Source organism: Desulfotomaculum sp., assembly GCF_982386235.1.
Genome location: NZ_CEVWQM010000004.1, coordinates 40,471 through 56,729 on the forward strand (window position 1 = coordinate 40,471; position 16,259 = coordinate 56,729).

17 protein-coding genes are annotated in these 16,259 nt (G+C 40.2%); 6 read left to right on the plus strand and 11 right to left on the minus strand.

Annotated features, from left to right (window positions below; translation table 11 throughout):
* The first annotated feature begins 18 nt into the window (after positions 1 to 18).
* The 3 genes from AC1U9Z_RS03260 (at position 19) to AC1U9Z_RS03270 (ending at position 3,043) form a co-directional block, all read left to right on the plus strand.
* Positions 19 to 1,011: a hypothetical protein gene (locus AC1U9Z_RS03260; RefSeq protein ID WP_479955689.1), complete on the plus strand. Its 993-nt coding sequence runs from the start codon at positions 19 to 21 to the stop codon at positions 1,009 to 1,011.
* Between the two features lie 220 nt (positions 1,012 to 1,231).
* Entirely contained in the window at positions 1,232 to 2,134 is a 903-nt protein-coding gene (locus tag AC1U9Z_RS03265) for a DUF2156 domain-containing protein (RefSeq protein WP_479955690.1), read from the plus strand.
* 21 nt (positions 2,135 to 2,155) lie between these two features.
* On the plus strand, positions 2,156 to 3,043 hold the full coding sequence (locus AC1U9Z_RS03270; RefSeq protein WP_479955691.1) for a GNAT family N-acetyltransferase: 888 nt from the start codon (positions 2,156 to 2,158) through the stop codon (positions 3,041 to 3,043).
* Here the strand turns inward: AC1U9Z_RS03270 and AC1U9Z_RS03275 are convergent.
* Entirely contained in the window at positions 3,014 to 3,340 is a 327-nt protein-coding gene (locus AC1U9Z_RS03275; RefSeq protein WP_479955692.1) for a CRISPR-associated endoribonuclease Cas6, read from the minus strand. The genes AC1U9Z_RS03270 and AC1U9Z_RS03275 overlap by 30 nt on opposite strands.
* A 141-nt stretch (positions 3,341 to 3,481) precedes the next feature.
* On the opposite strand from AC1U9Z_RS03275, the gene AC1U9Z_RS03280 reads away from it, so the two are divergent.
* Positions 3,482 to 3,892 carry a hypothetical protein gene (locus tag AC1U9Z_RS03280; RefSeq protein ID WP_479955693.1) on the plus strand — a complete coding sequence of 137 codons (411 nt, stop codon included), beginning with the start codon at positions 3,482 to 3,484 and terminating at the stop codon, positions 3,890 to 3,892.
* 76 nt (positions 3,893 to 3,968) lie between these two features.
* Here AC1U9Z_RS03280 and AC1U9Z_RS03285 read toward each other — a convergent pair whose 3' ends face one another.
* The 7 genes from AC1U9Z_RS03285 to AC1U9Z_RS03315 all read right to left on the minus strand — a co-directional run bounded on the left by AC1U9Z_RS03285 (position 3,969) and on the right by AC1U9Z_RS03315 (position 9,859).
* On the minus strand, positions 3,969 to 5,420 hold the full coding sequence (locus tag AC1U9Z_RS03285; protein ID WP_479955694.1) for a PAS domain S-box protein: 1,452 nt from the start codon (positions 5,418 to 5,420) through the stop codon (positions 3,969 to 3,971).
* A gap of 174 nt (positions 5,421 to 5,594) precedes the next feature.
* The gene (locus tag AC1U9Z_RS03290) at positions 5,595 to 5,720 is read right to left on the minus strand and encodes a hypothetical protein (protein WP_479955695.1); all 126 of its coding nucleotides are present in this window, start codon (positions 5,718 to 5,720) and stop codon (positions 5,595 to 5,597) included.
* A 270-nt stretch (positions 5,721 to 5,990) separates the two neighbouring features.
* Complete coding sequence (locus AC1U9Z_RS03295; protein ID WP_479955696.1) at positions 5,991 to 6,116, minus strand: hypothetical protein; 126 nt, start codon at positions 6,114 to 6,116, stop codon at positions 5,991 to 5,993.
* A gap of 280 nt (positions 6,117 to 6,396) precedes the next feature.
* Positions 6,397 to 7,344 (minus strand): NAD-dependent epimerase/dehydratase family protein, encoded by a 948-nt coding sequence (locus AC1U9Z_RS03300; protein ID WP_479955697.1) that lies wholly within the window; start codon positions 7,342 to 7,344, stop codon positions 6,397 to 6,399.
* 41 nt (positions 7,345 to 7,385) lie between these two features.
* The gene (locus tag AC1U9Z_RS03305) at positions 7,386 to 8,375 is read right to left on the minus strand and encodes a GDP-mannose 4,6-dehydratase (RefSeq protein ID WP_479955698.1); all 990 of its coding nucleotides are present in this window, start codon (positions 8,373 to 8,375) and stop codon (positions 7,386 to 7,388) included.
* A gap of 4 nt (positions 8,376 to 8,379) precedes the next feature.
* The gene (gene rfbF / locus AC1U9Z_RS03310) at positions 8,380 to 9,156 is read right to left on the minus strand and encodes a glucose-1-phosphate cytidylyltransferase (RefSeq protein WP_479955699.1); all 777 of its coding nucleotides are present in this window, start codon (positions 9,154 to 9,156) and stop codon (positions 8,380 to 8,382) included.
* Positions 9,113 to 9,859 (minus strand): glycosyltransferase family 2 protein, encoded by a 747-nt coding sequence (locus AC1U9Z_RS03315; protein WP_479955700.1) that lies wholly within the window; start codon positions 9,857 to 9,859, stop codon positions 9,113 to 9,115. Before AC1U9Z_RS03315 ends, rfbF begins: the two co-directional genes overlap by 44 nt.
* A gap of 112 nt (positions 9,860 to 9,971) precedes the next feature.
* On the opposite strand from AC1U9Z_RS03315, the gene AC1U9Z_RS03320 reads away from it, so the two are divergent.
* The gene (locus tag AC1U9Z_RS03320) at positions 9,972 to 11,393 is read left to right on the plus strand and encodes an MptA/MptB family glycosyltransferase (RefSeq protein WP_479955701.1); all 1,422 of its coding nucleotides are present in this window, start codon (positions 9,972 to 9,974) and stop codon (positions 11,391 to 11,393) included.
* Between the two features lie 181 nt (positions 11,394 to 11,574).
* Positions 11,575 to 12,246, plus strand: coding sequence for a septum site-determining protein MinC (minC, locus tag AC1U9Z_RS03325; protein WP_479955702.1), 672 nt, complete (start codon positions 11,575 to 11,577; stop codon positions 12,244 to 12,246).
* Between the two features lie 204 nt (positions 12,247 to 12,450).
* On the opposite strand, the gene AC1U9Z_RS03330 is transcribed toward minC, so the two are convergent.
* The 3 genes from AC1U9Z_RS03330 to guaB form a co-directional block, all read right to left on the minus strand.
* On the minus strand, positions 12,451 to 12,984 hold the full coding sequence (locus AC1U9Z_RS03330) for an NUDIX domain-containing protein (protein WP_479955703.1): 534 nt from the start codon (positions 12,982 to 12,984) through the stop codon (positions 12,451 to 12,453).
* 110 nt (positions 12,985 to 13,094) lie between these two features.
* Positions 13,095 to 14,471, minus strand: coding sequence for a phage-shock protein (locus AC1U9Z_RS03335; RefSeq protein ID WP_479955704.1), 1,377 nt, complete (start codon positions 14,469 to 14,471; stop codon positions 13,095 to 13,097).
* Between the two features lie 221 nt (positions 14,472 to 14,692).
* The gene (gene guaB, locus AC1U9Z_RS03340; protein ID WP_479955705.1) at positions 14,693 to 16,147 is read right to left on the minus strand and encodes an IMP dehydrogenase; all 1,455 of its coding nucleotides are present in this window, start codon (positions 16,145 to 16,147) and stop codon (positions 14,693 to 14,695) included.
* Positions 16,148 to 16,259 lie beyond the last annotated feature (112 nt).

Consider the following 16,259-nt stretch of genomic DNA (forward strand, 5'->3'; position numbering starts at 1 on the left):
ATTTTTGGGGGTGATTTTGTGTCTCGGCCCATCACTTTTAGTAAATCAACCAATTTTCTACCTAGAAATAAATTTTTACGCTTTGGTCTATTGATCTTTATCATGTGGCTTCTGGTATCCATCTACTTTTATTTTCAGCACCATCGAACAGACAAGGTATTTCACTTAGATAAAGAGGTGCAGTCTGGTGATAACTTAATAAAATTTAAAGAACTCAGGCTTGTTAATTATACATCAAAGGATCAATCACATTTTTGGATACCTTGGTATTTTACCTTTTCAAGCAATCTCCCCGCACCTCTTAGGGAGCCGTTTATTAATATCTGCATGTTCTATACGCCCAGCCGTTATGAGTTTAGTGATGAGGTAGGTACACTCTCTTTATCCGGGTATATTATTTCCCCAAAGGGGAATTTCTCACATGAGGATTTTAGGAATCGGTTGGATATTTGGCTTTGCGGCCCCAATGAAGTTGGATATGTTGGGGGCAGCAGCACCCAAGCAAGTTCGCAATATCATGATTTCCTATTTTTTACTATTCATGGAAATCATGCCCCACTCAATACTCAGGAAATATCGCTCATCATTGACGATAAAATAAATAAGCACAGGGATAAAATCGCTCTTGATCCGGTTTGGGACACAGAAATTCACACATTTTTTAACAGAAAGAAAAATTTTAATTATATTGATCCGGATGTTACGGTAAAAAGTTTAATTGATTTAGCCAAGGATAACCGTATTTCTGAAGCAAAGGATCATGTTCTGCCGGAAAAACAAAATGATTTTAAATGGGAACTTCTAAAGCACCCCCATTGGCAAACCCCTGCAGAACCCAATATCAACTATCTAGGAGAGTATCTGGACTATCAAAATGTTTTCACTTATTCCTTTGTTTTTGGTGAATTCAAGGAAGATGATTTTAGGGGTATTGCCAAACAGGAATTCTTCCTCATCGACACCAAGGATGGCTGGAAAGTAATCGATGTATCCCCTGTCCAAAAATTATAAGCGAACCGATTTATCCAATTGTCTCAACCCTCGTAAAGCATAGAACCCTCATTTTCATGGGGGTTCCATTCTTTACCGTTAAGAACCCCTTTTTTTGGCTTAACCATTGTATTATAATTTCTTAGGTGAATGTAATATATTAAATCGTAGCCCATGTAAGCACCTTTTCTGTGATATTCTATTTAGTAATCATAAAATACTTGCATAGGAGAAAGCATAAATGATTAATTTCAAAAAAGTAGCATTAGACGATAAACAATGGATGGAGAATATTCTTAGCATTGCCCAGTTGGGTGTTAGCCATCAAAATTTCACGAATATATTTGCCTGGTCCGAAATCTATCATTATCGTGTGGCCCAAATGAATGACTTCCTCGTTGTTAAAGGCAGAATATCCACCGGTGATTATTACTTCTATCCCGTAGGTCTAGGTGACCCCAAAACCATATTAGAGGCAATGAAACAAGATGCCGCTGACTGTGGCCATGAATTTATACTATTAGGCCTAACGCCGGAGAATGTAAACGAGCTTACTAAATTGTACCCCAATGGCTTTGTATATAAAGAGATGCGGGACAGCTTCGATTATGTTTATCTCCTTGATAAGCTAGTCACATTAGCGGGCAATAAACTCCATTCCAAGCGCAATCATATCAACCGCTTTAAAGCAACAAACAATTGGAGTTTTGAACCGATATCCCCTGATAATCTCCTCGAGTGCTGGAAGATGAATTTAATCTGGTGTAAAAAACACGGCTGTGCCGAAGATAAACAGCTTGCCAATGAGGACTGTGCCGTGCGCCGCTCCTTTAAAAACTTTGCGCCCCTTGGTTTAGAGGGGGGACTCATTCGTTTGGATAATAAGGTTATTGCCTACACCATGGGGGAAAAATTGAATGCCAACACCTATATCATTCACATCGAAAAGGCCTTTGGCGAGATCCGGGGTGCCTATCAAATGATCAACCGTGAATTTGCAGCCTTTATCCAAGAAAAATACCCGGAAATAATTTATGTCAACCGCGAGGAAGACATGGGCTATGAGGGCCTGAGAAAGGCTAAGTTATCTTACTACCCAGACAAAATGGAGGAAAAATATGAGGCTAAAATTATTCTGGCTTAAGATATTTAAGGGAATTTAATCATGCTCGAATTTAGACAGGCAAAAAAAGGTGAGATAAACCGCCAAAAGGAAATATGGAAAATTTGCTTTGGGGATCCTGACAAGTATATTGATTTTTACTTTGCCAATCGATACAAAGAGCAGGAAACCCTCCTCCTACTGCACAATGAGGCAATTGCCGCCATGCTGACCATGCTGCCGGTGGAAACAGTGACCCCGAAAAAACGTATGTTTAATACAGCGATGCTCTATGCCATTGCAACACACCCAAGGAAACAAAATAAAGGCTTTAGCACCCGTTTAATGGACTACAGCGACCAGCGTCTTATGGCAAGTGATTGCGTCCTCTCCATTCTTGTTCCTGCAGAGGAGCAGCTTTTTGCCTTTTATCGCCAACGGGGCTATCAGAATGGATTCTATATTAGGGAGATCCCATTGAACCAGGCTATCATCGCTGGTTTATCCATTAACAAACCCTGCCAATGCACCATCTCCCCCATTAGTCCTGAAGAATATAACCAGCGCAGAAATAAACAGCTTTGCAATAGACTTTACGTTGCCTATGCGGATGAGGATATTGCCTATCAGAAAAAGCTCTCCCAACTGTCCGGGGCAGACCTCTATGGCATCGATGGTGAAAACATTCAGGGTTGTGCAGCTGTCGAAAGGGTAAATTCTGATAAGGTACTGATCAAGGAAATGCTAGTACCAGATGAGGTTCTTAACGAAGCTATCAAACGTATAGCACAGCATTTGAAAGCACCGGAATTTATCCTCCGCACACCTGCCCATCTAGCGGAACATTTAGGTGGCACGATCCGACCCTTTGGCATGGTAAGAATCCTTAAAGATATTGATTTGAAGATAACAGCGGAACATTTAGGCTACCTTGGTTTTGCCTTTGACTAGACAGGTAAGGGGACCTTTTGTTTGCCACCGTGGCAAACAAGAGGTCCCCTGCATCTGACAAATCATAGTTTTAAACATGCCGAAGCCTTGACTGTTTTTACCCCCAAGACCCGCTTCAAAGGCAATCTTCAGCATTTGCCAATCACCACAAATCACAAGATCCCCTAACCAACCTTTAATAATAAAACCTATCAATGTAGAAAATTTCCTTTTACCGGGTGCATAGAAATAAATAGTTACGGATGCAAGCATTCTTCTTATAAAAGGTTTCACTCTTAAAATCCGGTGTAGGTTCATATCTATCTGAAGTCCTTTAAAGCACCTTATCGATTTTTTCCTTTTTAGCCTTTTTTGAAAGGAATAGTGGCTAGAATAGAGAAGTAGTCTTTAGAATAATTTGGCTTCCGCCATACCATAAAGGCCTAGGGGGGATTAAGTATGGCCAATGAGGATATTTTAAGACAATTACTCGAAACACAAAATAAAATATTAGAAACCCTTAAGAACCATGATAGTAAACTGGATGCCTTATCAGAAAACGTTAAGGGTTTAGAAAAAAGCCAACTAAAAATGGATCATCGACTCAGTTCACTTGAGAATGGTCAACAAAAAATGACTGACCGACTTAACTCTCTCGAAAAAGGTCTGCAAAGAGTAGAGACCAGAATTGAAAACGAGCTAACAGAAAAAATCCGCGGACTCTATGATTCAAGGGAAGTTACTAACGATAAATTTGATCAAATACTTAATAAACTAACTGACCTGGAAAATACAAGTGACTATGTTTTACTTAAACTAGCCCAGCACGAGGTAAAGCAATTTACCAGTCAAAGGAAAATGATTAAGTAATCGCCACACAATTATCTCTCATCCATCTTTCAGCATCTATGGTGGCAAACGAAAAGTCCCGCCGCCACCCTTATCACTATTGTCTAAACCTTATAAAGAAGGTGGTTCCGGTGGGGGTTGTTTCTACATCTACCCTTGCATTATGCCTTTCCGCAATGCTGTAGCAGGTTGCTAAACCCAGTCCCGTACCTTCGGCTTTGGTCGTAAGAAAGGGTGTTCCAAGTTTTGGCAAAATATCCTTATTGATGCCCGGTCCTTCGTCTTTTATTTCCAAAACTACATCTTGATCCTTTGAGTAGGTTTGAATGGTTAAAAATCCACCTAAAGGGGTTACTTCTAATCCGTTATGGACGAAATTAAGGATTAGTTGTTTAATTTCGTCTTTACTTAATAAAAGCTCCGGAACCGGTTCTAGTTTAATACTAATATTCTTACTAGAATTAAGGGCATCGGAAGATATTAAGGGGTACATGTTTGCTATCAAATCATTTAGGTTCGTTCGTTCTAATTCCTTGGGCTTATTTCTGGCAATTGATAAAAAGTCTGTAATTATACTATTGGCTCTGTCTAGTTCTTTGATCATTAGATTAAAGTATTCTTGATGCTTGGCAAACTCTTGATTTCCAGAAAGCAATTGCAAAAAACCACGCACGGTGGTCATAGGATTTCTTACTTCATGGCCTATGCCAGCAGCCAATTGACCAATAAGGTTTAAACGATCCAGTCGGCCAATTTCCCTCGTTAAGTTTTTATAGTCGGTTAAATCATTAAAAACCAGTAAATAACATTTCTCATTGTTAAAATTGATGATATCGACAGAAAGCAATCCTTCCATTAATTTTCCTGATTTGGTCTTTACACAAATTTCTAGGTTACGCAGACAACTGTTCTTGTGCATGGTTTTTTTGATTTCGCAAACTTTTCGTTTATTAAGGCACAAAAAATCATAGAGATCTTCTATTTTAGATCCTACTACTTCATCATGACTTAATTCACAATTTATAAGAAAAGCCTCATTAATATCGATGCATTCATGAGATTTTGTACTAATAATAGCCATCGGATTCGGGCCTGCAAAAAAAACCTTGGCAAACTGTTCCTTGGATTGTCGAAGTTGTTCTTCAGCCAACTTTCGTTTTGTAATATTATGATTAATACTTACCCATGCTTCTGATAAACCATCGCCATTTAATATAGCAAAAACTTCAAAGTCCCCAACAAAGGTACTACCGTCCTTACATTTTTGAAGTATTTCGCCCCTCCACCTTCTATTATTCTTTAATGCATTGAGTATATCTGACTGGATTTCACCTGAATTAGCTTCTGCATTGAACATACCTGGTTCCTGACCAACTAATTCACAAAATAAATAACCATAACACATTTCAAATCTTTTGTTAACAAAAATTATTTTACCTTCTAAGTTTGTCACAAGGATGGAGTTTGGTGAATAGTTGATAATAAAAGAAAATATCTTGTTAAGGTCAATATCTTTCTGCGTGTTGCCAATTGATGTGATTTGATTCATAATATAGCATCACATCCTACAATTCGTTTCTATTTTATTCAATTTTTTACCATTATGTTTCTTTTTGACAGCTCATAATTCCTTCTGTTTTTTTAAACCAGTTAAAAACTTTAGGGTAAGTTATTGTACTATAAAAAGTAAAACACAGGCGAAATGCCTGTGTTTTACTTTTTATTAAAAACCTTTGTGCCTTAACAGGGTTTCTATTAAAACGTTTGTATCCAATGTGACATTAGGAACAACCCAGAGGGCCAAAGCAACGATAGCCATCGATAAGATTGCAATGATTACTTTCCTCAAATACGGACCACCCCTTTCATAACGTTAATCGGATAAAAATAATAAGTTCATTTTATGCCCACTAGTATAATCTATATTTTTTTTAATTGCTAGCTTTCCCGTGACTTTCTTAAAATTTTTTATAAATATGGGGAAGCTATTTTAGTAAAAATAAATTCTTAGGAGGACAAAATGTTAAAATTAGGGACGATCTTATATTTCCTAATTATAGGCACGGTTATCCTTTTTTTATTAACCCTAATAGCAAGCAAAATAAAAATTCGTTGACCCCTAACCAATTTTTGCGCCAGGAATCAGAGTGTCGCTACGGATATCATCAATATTGTTGGCAGCTTGTCCCACTATACCATAGATTGCTACTGCACCCACATTCGTGGCAAGGGCAGTCTTTGACATTCGTCAACCTCCCACGTTTTACCTTACTATTGCCATAATTACCTTGATCATTCAAAACTTAACAATTAGGGATCACTTCACGTTGGTAATAATCTTTCCATATATTAAAGCATGAACAAAGAAGGAGGTTGGGTCTTATGTCCAATAAAGTAATTTATATTGGCGTTGGTTTTGTAATTTTTATTTTTTTTATTGTTTTATTATTGATTTTGTTGGGTGTTTTCTAGTCAATTCGTGTAATCGAGTCGGCTATGAGCCGTGGGCTTTAAAGGCCCATGGCTCACGGGCATCCGGCTTGTGACCTTTTAAACCATTGAATGGTCTCTTTAAGGCCTTGCATTAGCGATACCTTAGGCTGCCATTGTAATACCTGTCGAGCCAGGTTGGTGTCGACACAATAGGCAAATTGTTCCCCCTTTTTATAGGTCATTTTACCAATCTCTAATCGCTCAGAACAATCTAGCATGGTGGCAATTAGTATCGCCACATCCTTGATTGGTTGGGAAAAACCCTGCCCAATATTAAATATACCCCCGGCCGCCCGGGGGTTATTTGCTGCCAACCATAAGGCCTCCACTACATCACTTACATAGATGAAGTCGCGATATTGTTCCCCACCAGTCATGGGAAAGGGCTGATCTGCCAATAAAGTTTTGATTAATTGACTGATAAAAAAACTCTCATCCTGGCCCGGCCCATAAATCAAGGTGAACCTTAGGGTAACCACTGGCAGCTTAAAATACTCATAACAAAGCTTTCCGAGGGAGGTTGCAGCAGCCTTGGCAGATCCATAGGCAGAAACCGCCTGCAATCCCTGATGCTCCTGATAAGGAGCAGGTCCCCTGCCATATTCAGCTGCACTACCAGCTAAAATCACCGATTCACATTTTAAACCATCTAATGCATGAAAAAGATTCATGGTTCCTAAAAAGTTTATTTCATAGGCCTCCTGAATAGCCTGCCAGTTATAGCCCTGAGGCCTGACACCAGCCAAATGATACACGATATCTGGTCTAAAACATTGTATTTGCCTCTGTAGATTAGCAAAATCATTCAGGTCACTTTGAATGATCTCTATATCGTTGTCTTCCTTTATACAGCTTTGATTGGACCTGATAACAGCACCAACCTTTACATTTTCCTGTCCGAGACGCTTTATTAGATGAGTGCCAATAAACCCACTGGCTCCGGTTACCAAAACCCGTTTTTTTGCTAACAAGCCCTTCACCTCCTTAAAGACCTCTCTATCCTATCCTGGAAACTAGCCCATCATTCAGCGGTGTCAGGCACTTTCAACCAACGACGATACCACTCCAGCGTACGGACTAACCCCTTGGCTAAATCCCAGCTTGGCTGCCAATCTAACAATTCCCTTGCTTTACTACTGTCACTATATTGGTTAAAGATTTCCCCACCTAGGGAATTCCCACCCAGGATCGTAGGCACGATATCCTTTCCTGTCAGGCGTATAATTTGCTCAACAATTTCAATGACTGAGTAGGGTCTGTTTGGTGCAAAATTAAAGGCCTCACCCATAACATCTGGACGATGTAGGTTTTCTGCCAGGGAGAGGTAAGCAGCAACAGCATCTTCGACATATAGATATTCCCTTAAAGGACTACCATCGCTTCTTATTACCGGCGGTCGATCTCCCAGCACGGCTTTAATGCTTCCAGGGACGATACGGTTAAAATTAAGGTCTCCTCCCCCATATACATTGGCCAATCTGGAAATAACCACAGGCAACTTGTAGGTGTGATAATAACTTTGGGCTAGCAAATCGGTACATGACTTGGATACATCATAGGGGTGTTTACCCCTTAGGGGTTGATTCTCACGGTAGGGCAATTGATCCGAGTCGCCATAGGCTTTATCGCTGGAAGCAACCACAACCCTTTCCACCGTAGGGGAGAGCCGACAGGCCTCCAGTACAGTCCAGGTACCCTTTATATTTGATTCAAAGGTTGACAGTGGTGAGCGGTTGGCTATGGTTACGATGGTTTGGGCAGCCAAGTGAAAAACCGTATCGATTTCATACTCGGCAATAACTCTGTTAACAAATAAAAAATCTCCAATATCTCCATAGGCTACATAAATACCATTTAATAAATCCTTCTGAATAATACTCTTATTACCCACATGATCTCGCATAATGCCAACTACATTGGCACCTTCTTCAACCAACTTTTTCGTTAACCAACTGCCGATAATTCCTGAGCAGCCTGTAATAAGCACATTTTTATCAATCCATGGCTTCAATTTTCTACCACACCTCCCAAGGGGCTTGCCCCTGCTGCCAAAGCTTATTTAATTGTTCCATATCCCGGAATGTGTCCATACACTGCCAAAAACCCCTATGTTTGAATATCTTCAGTTGCCCATTCTTAGCCAAATTTTCGAGGGGCTCCCTTTCCAGGACACACGAATCTTCATTGGTTAAATAGTTAAAAAATTCCCGACGAAAGATAAAGTAACCGCCGTTTATCCAGCCCCGGGTAACTTGATTTTTTTCGCTGAAATTACATACCCGATCCCCTTGAACATCGAGTTCCCCAAAACGCGACAGGGGACGCACACCCGTTACGGTAGCTAAACAGCCATGGGAACGGTGAAAATCATACAAATCCCTTAAATTGACATTACAAAGACCATCACCATAGGTGACCATAAAATCCGTATCCTTTCCTATGTGGCTTTCGATTCTTTTCAACCTACAGCCGGTCATGGCTTGAATTCCTGTATCAGCCAAGGTCACTTGCCAATCCAGGCTCTGTTTACGATGTATTTCTATAACAGGACCATTCGTAAAATCAATTGTTAAATCACTATTCATTAGATCATATTGAATAAAATAGTTTTTAATCATTTCTCCCAGATAACCAAGGCAAAGTATAAAATCCTTGTAGCCATAAAAAGAATAATACTTCATGATGTGCCAGAGAATAGGCTTTTCTCCCACGTTTACCAGGGGTTTTGGTCTAAAGACTGTTTCTTCCTTAAGCCGGGTCCCTTTGCCCCCACATAGTATCACTATCTTCAAAAAAGACACCTCTTTTTCGGTAAAGAGCTATATTTTTTATAAATTCCCAAACTGTACTCAGCCGCACACTGGAATTGCCACCCATACGGCGGTGAAATGCCACGGGAACTTCACCCACAGAAAAATTAAGATATTGTGATTTTAAGACAATTTCTGCATCCAAAAACCAGTCCTTTGCCCCAAGGTTCAATTGTTCGTAGCAGTCACGACTCATAATTTTAGGTGATCCATTGATATCCCCAACATTTACCTTAAATGTATATACAAAAATGGTATTGAATATGTGAGATATATATTTTCTGATTAAGCCATCTCCCCGATACTGCCGCTTAACCTTACAAAGTTGATAATTTCCTTCTAGCATTGACGCATAAACCTTAATAACATCAGAAGGATCAATTTGACCGTCTCCTCCCATAAAACCAAGATAATCTCCACTGGCCCAGCGTAAGCCATTGATAATCCCCCATCCGTACCCCTGGTTGTGACTTACCTTAACGACTTTAAATTGAGGATTGTTGTTGGCTAACTCTGCTAGTATTAAACCCGTTTTATCCGTGGAACCATTGTCAACCAGAACCAATTCATAATCAATTTGTTCCTTTGTTAGTTGTTGTTGAAGTTCGGAGGCTACCCTTGCTACATTTTCCTCTTCGTTGTACAAAGGTATTACCATGGATAGTTTTGGATAGTTGGCAGCCATATCTCTTCCCCTTGTCTCAATATTTACCAATGAGAGTTTGACCAACATTTTTAACTTCTATACAGGTTATACTAAGAGAAATAATGGAAATTAACAAAAAAGGGGATTTCGATTGCGCCATCCAATATCAACCATCGGGTTTAAATTAAGCTTTTTATGGATTCTCCTGTTATTACCTGGTATTTTAGGCATTTTTAAAGGAGCGGGCTTACCCGACTTACAAAATAACTATTGGACACATTTGCTGCCCTGGGGAAAATCACAAACCATTGAGGCCATTGTCTTAGCCCTTATCTTTACTGCCGTGTTTTTTCTGTATTGGAAGGCAATTAAAGCCAGCCATCGGTCCAGCTTGTTTGAAATTGCCGCATGGACCCTTCTATTTACTGTAATCCTTATTTTTTTATTTCCCTTTGCCTGTGAAGATATCTACTACTACACTGCCAGTGGACAATTGCAGCATAGCTATCATGAAAACCCTTATCTAAAAACACCTCACCAAATTACCGGCTGGCAAGGTGACCCCTTTCTTAGTACCACCGGATGGGGTTTTTTGCTTAATCCCTATGGACCTTTATGGAACATGGTTACATCATGGCTTGTATCCCTAGCCTCTGATAAGTTTTGGCTGGCTATATTTTTATTTAAAGCCTTTGCCGGATTTATCCATATGATAAACCTTTTTCTGATTGGCTTTACTGCTAATAAACTAAATATAGAGCCTGCCCGGGCCATGGTTGTCTACGGTTGGAATCCCCTTTTACTATTCGAACTACCCGGTCATGCTCATAATGATGCATTGCTGCTAACTTTCCTAATCCTTACATTTACCTGCATAGCTACAAAAAAGCTGACCTTGACTTTACCACTCCTAACCCTTTCTGCCCTCGTTAAATATACAACCGTTCTATTGGGACCTCTGATCGGACTTTGGTTACTATGCAGAAAAAAATACCTTATTATGGTTTTGTCTGTTTTGCTATCCGCCCTTGCATTGCTGCTGATCTGGTCTCCCTACTGGGTTGGTTTTGAAACACTAGCTGGCTTAGGCCGGCAAATGAATTTCTATTCCATCAAGTCCTTACACTATTTATTATTTAAAGGTTTGTCCCAATGGTTTGCCACCATCCCCAGCCCCCAAGCCTTTAAAATGAGCTCTCAGTTTTTTTTAATTATTTTTGGGGTTATGTATAGCTTCATCCTATATCGCCTCTGGTATAACAAAAGTACTGCAAACATTGGAGAGTTAATTAAGTTATCTATCGTGATCTTTATTTTATACTTATTGGTTATGAACAAATGGTTTCAACCCTGGTATTTCTGTTGGCTAATAGCCCTAATAGCCCTTTATAGGCCGAGTCCAATCTTTGCAGTGGCTCTGCTGCTCTCTTATACTGCTGAATTATCACGGCTACCTCAGTTATTATGCCAAAATACCGGGCCAATGGTTCAGATTCTAACAGTTATCATTACCTGGCTACCGTTATTGACCTATGTTTTTATTCGAAAAACTTGGCTAACGACAAGGCCTTAGTTTGCCCTGATGCATGTCGGAAAGTTCATGCCTTTCGATATGCTAAGAAACCTATTCCCTGTCAATTCAGGAAAATAAGACAATAAAATATAATCGGTAAAATTTCTCAAGAGTTTAGGAAGGAATCAGTCACCTTCAGTCGAATTGTTTAAGAACATGTAAAAATTGGCAGGTGACTTTTATGAATGAAGTGGTCAATATTAAAGGAACAAGACATGGACTGTTGATTTTAGTAAACCCCAACAGTGATTTTGAAGAAATTAAACATACTTTATATAAGAAGATGGAAGCAGCCAGGGGTTTTTTTAAAGGGGCTAAATTTGCCTTTTCCCAGGAGGATAATGATCAAACCAGGATACTAGGGGAAATCTGTCAACAATATGGTCTAATCCATCAACCGGATATTAAAGCTAAAATAAATAGTACTCCTGCAAGCCTACAAGAAAAAGCCATTGATCCGTCCCAAGTTAGTCAAGTGAAAGCTTCCGATACCGTAAGTGGCGATACACTGTTGGTAAAAAGAAGTCTACGCTCAGGCCAGCAAATAAATTATCCCGGCAATGTGGTTGTTTTAGGTGATGTACATGCCGGGGCAGAGATTGTGGCCTATGGCAATGTATTAGTAATTGGTGCTTGCCGTGGGGTTGTCCATGCCGGAGCCAACGGCAACAACTCTGCGCGGGTTATTGCTCATCGGTTATGTCCTGCTCAACTAAGGATTAGCACTTCCATTGCCTGTTCCCCCTCGGATGCCCGATCTGCTGATTACCCAGAAATTGCTTACCTGGCACAGGATAACCAAATCATCGTAGAATGCTATAATAGTAGCCGGCCGGCTGGTAGAATTGCATAATAAACAAGGGAGTGTTGCCAAACTGCTTTTTTAGCAGCTAAGCAACCACTCCCTTTTTATTTTTACTTCTTAACTAAAGTTTTAGAAACAATCCCTTGATCACTTTCTAAAACCAGTCATGTCGCCCTGAGCGAAAGGGTATGTATTGATCCTTTGCTACCGCTCAGAATGACAGGGGATTGATGGTAATGGCAGTTCGTGTAGTCACACTTTGCCGTTTACAGCTAGAAGACCAGCGATCGTTTTACCATCCCTTAATTTACCATCATGGATCATCTTAACCGCTTCGGCATAGGGAACTTCTGATACCTTGACAAACTCATCCTCATCTGGACTCTGTTCTCCCTCTGTCAGCCCAGTGGCAAAAAATATATGCATGAGCTCGTTCGAAAAACCCGGCGTGGTATAAAACTCACAAATCTTTTCCATATGTCTAGCGGTATAACCAGTTTCCTCCTGTAATTCCCGCCGAGCACATTGTTCTGGGCTTTCTTCCCGATCTAATTTACCTGCTGGTATTTCAATAAGCACTTCCCCCACCGGGTAGCGATATTGGGATACAAATAAAACATCCTTATTATCCTTTAAAGCAACCACAGCCACCGCCTGGGAAAATTCCACCACTTCCCTAGCTCCTTCTTTACCATTTGGCAACGTTATTTGATCCACTCGCAGGTTAAGTATTTTCCCCTGGTAAACAAGCTTTGTGGAAAGTGTCTTCTCCTCTAACTCTTTCAAATGATTCTCCCCCTCGTGTTAGCATCATACCTAACATTATTCCCTGCGAGGGGCTTTTTACCTCCCTAAATTAGCCTTTAGCTTTACGGTTTTGGGCTGAGGGCTACTAACTACAAACCAAATATACTGCTAATTTTCTTGGCTATACGTACTAAGGGCCGATTTAAGGATTCCTCTAACTTTGTTTTTTCAGATTTAATTCTACTGAGTTCCTGTTGCGTTAATCTTAGGGATTTTTGTAAATCTTCCCCTCCTTCCAAGGCATCCTTTAAATCGTTGCTTAAGGTGTTAATATCCTGTAATAGCTTACGTTCTTCAACATCCGATGAATGTTGATATTTTTCCATCTTTTGTTTGAGATCAACAATTTCCGTCTGTAATTCGGCTACTCTCGTGCTATAGCGTTCCTTTAGCTCAGCAAGGCGGGCTTTGTTTTCCCGATCCCTCTCCTTATACTGTTGCAGTTTAGCAAATAAACCCTCCAGGCTGGATTGAGTCTTTTCAGATATTTCCTTTAGCTTTATATTTTCCTGCTCTTTTTCTTGACATTTGCGGACCCATAACCTACATTGGTAAAGAATACTATTGGCCTTATTATCTGTCCTCTCCAGTTCATGGCGATACCTTAATATTTCTTTTTTACGTATGTTTAGTAATAGATCCTTTTCGGATAATTGACTGGATAAGTGGTTGTACTGTTCCACCATTGAAGACCTTTGGGCCAAAGCTGCGGCTGCCTCCCTTTGGGCAGCACCTATTTCATTTAATTGGAACTGAAATCTTTCATTTTTCATTAATAGTTTTGCCCGATCCTTTTGCCATTGTTCCTTTTGTTTTTCTAGAATATTAATGTATCTCTTTACTAAATGATCATATAAGGAATGAATTTGTTGATTATAACTCCACACATCATAGCTTCGTTCAAAATAGGGGAACTTTTTTAAGACTTGCTGGACAGCCGATTTACTTGTGGGGCGCCATTCATTTACACATTCAAATAGTTGTTGCGCCGATAAACCACCTTCATGCATTTTTAGAGCCTTAATTACCAGGTGTTTCAATGAGTATTGCTCCGCTTCAACATTCCACTCGGTTAAACCCCAACTACCATTTTCCAGCTGAACAAAACGTCCATCCGGCATTAGAGCGGCTTCTTCGGCTAATTTCCTCATACGCTTTTTCCGTGCCACTGTGTTGGTAACAACCTGACGTAAGCCAATGGGCTGCTGTCTTTTGATCAAAAAGGCATAAAAATGATCGTTTTCAGAGTAACCCTGAAGCAGTAATCGCCATTTGCCATTTTCACCTTGACTAAAGCAAGCATGTTGTTTTAAGCATAAACCAATCCTCTCAACAACCTTATCCATTGAATAGTCCTGAAGCATTTTTTTCTGTACGTAAGGTGCTATTTCTTCTACGGATAAACCATCAAAAAAGAAAAGAGTCTTTTTTAATACATCCGTCAGAGAGTTAAGCTTTGTTGTCACAGGTCTCCTCACCTTCCTGTACTATTTTATTAATGGTAAAATTGGTATTATATTCCTTTTATTACTTTATTATTCACTTTCCACTCCAAGTTCCCTGCTATTAATTGTAAAATTTTTCCTACATATTCCGGTGGTTAACTACATGATTTAAGAAATTTTGCCAACAAAAAAAGAGTGCCGCCTGCTACTAGAAAGTAGCTTTGCGACACTCTTGTCTTTTTTTATAGACTATAGTTCGGTGATTCCTTGGTTATATTAACTCCATGGGGATGGCTTTCCTTTAAACCAGCCGGTGTTATGCGGATAAATTTAGCATTTGTTTTAAGCTCCTCTATGGTATGACAGCCTGTGTAACCCATACCAGCCTTTAAGCCGCCGACCAATTGGAATACCGTGTCAGAAAGAACCCCCTTGTAGGGCACCCGGCCTTCAACACCTTCAGGCACCATTTTCTTAGCTTGCTCTTGAAAATATCGGTCACCACTGCCTTGTTTCATGGCTCCCAATGATCCCATGCCACGATACACTTTGTAGCTGCGGCCCTGGTAGATCTCTTTCTCACCGGGGCTTTCCTCTGTGCCAGCTAAGATACTTCCTAACATGACTACACTGCCCCCGGCAGCAAGAGCCTTAACAATGTCACCGGAGTATTTAATACCACCATCTGCGATGACAGGGACCCCATGCTTACTGGCTTCTTGGGCACAATCGTAAACTGCCGTTATCTGTGGCACGCCAACCCCTGCAACCACCCGAGTGGTGCAAATGGAACCAGGACCAATGCCAACCTTGATGGCATTGGCACCGGCGGCAATCAGATCTCTGGTTGCTTCTGCCGTGGCCACATTGCCGGCAATGATATTTAGATTAGGATATTCTAAACGTATCTTTTCAACGGTCTTAACAACCAAATGTGAATGGCCATGGGCAGTATCCACCACAATAACATCTGCTTTAGCCTTAACCAGGGCTTGTATCCTTTCCATGGTGTCAGAGGCAACTCCCACTGCCGCTGCTACCCTTAGGCGACCACGGTGATCCTTTGCGGAATTTGGGTATTCCTTTGCCTTTTGGATATCCTTAATGGTTATTAAGCCCCTTAGATTATTGTGTTCATCCACAATCGGCAGCTTTTCTACCTTATGTTTCATTAATATTTGTTTTGCTTCTTCAAGACTTGTCCCTTCACAGGCAGTAATGAGTCTATCCTTTGTCATTACCTCGCCACATTTTCGATCATGATTGGTTTCAAAACGCAGGTCTCGGTTGGTGAGGATTCCTACTAATTTACCTTCCACAGTAATGGGTACACCTGAAATATGATATCTTTCCATTAATTCATGGGCTTCACTAATCGGGCTGTCTGGGGATAAAAAGATAGGGTCCGTAATAATACCATGCTCTGATCTCTTAACCCGGTCAACCTCTAAGGCCTGGCGTGCGATGGACATATTTTTGTGTATTACACCAATGCCACCCTCACGGGCCATAGCAATTGCCATTCTTGATTCCGTTACAGTATCCATACCTGCACTCATAATAGGTACATTAAGTTTTATATCTTGGGTCAGGTAAGTAGATGTATTCACTTCCCTGGGTAATACTTCCGAGGAACCAGGAATTAATAGTACATCGTCAAAGGTTAATCCTACTTTTGCAAACTTATCTGGATACAAAATGTGTCGCTCCCTTCTTCGCAAAACTTCAAAAAAATTGTATTCGTATATTATATCACAGGAAGAATTATGCTTCTAGCATATATTTATGAACAATGGAAAACCTTCCGTT

Bases quoted from the DNA above. Each gene is read 5' to 3' on its own strand.
- AC1U9Z_RS03270 (WP_479955691.1), top strand. From the start codon at position 2,156: ATGCTCGAATTTAGACAGGCAAAAAAAGGTGAGATAAACCGCCAAAAG.
- AC1U9Z_RS03275 (WP_479955692.1), bottom strand. From the start codon at position 3,340: ATGAACCTACACCGGATTTTAAGAGTGAAACCTTTTATAAGAAGAATG.
- minC (WP_479955702.1), top strand. From the start codon at position 11,575: ATGAATGAAGTGGTCAATATTAAAGGAACAAGACATGGACTGTTGATT.
- AC1U9Z_RS03280 (WP_479955693.1), top strand. From the start codon at position 3,482: ATGGCCAATGAGGATATTTTAAGACAATTACTCGAAACACAAAATAAA.
- AC1U9Z_RS03315 (WP_479955700.1), bottom strand. From the start codon at position 9,859: ATGGCTGCCAACTATCCAAAACTATCCATGGTAATACCTTTGTACAAC.
- AC1U9Z_RS03285 (WP_479955694.1), bottom strand. From the start codon at position 5,420: ATGAATCAAATCACATCAATTGGCAACACGCAGAAAGATATTGACCTT.
- AC1U9Z_RS03295 (WP_479955696.1), bottom strand. From the start codon at position 6,116: ATGTCAAAGACTGCCCTTGCCACGAATGTGGGTGCAGTAGCAATCTAT.
- AC1U9Z_RS03265 (WP_479955690.1), top strand. From the start codon at position 1,232: ATGATTAATTTCAAAAAAGTAGCATTAGACGATAAACAATGGATGGAG.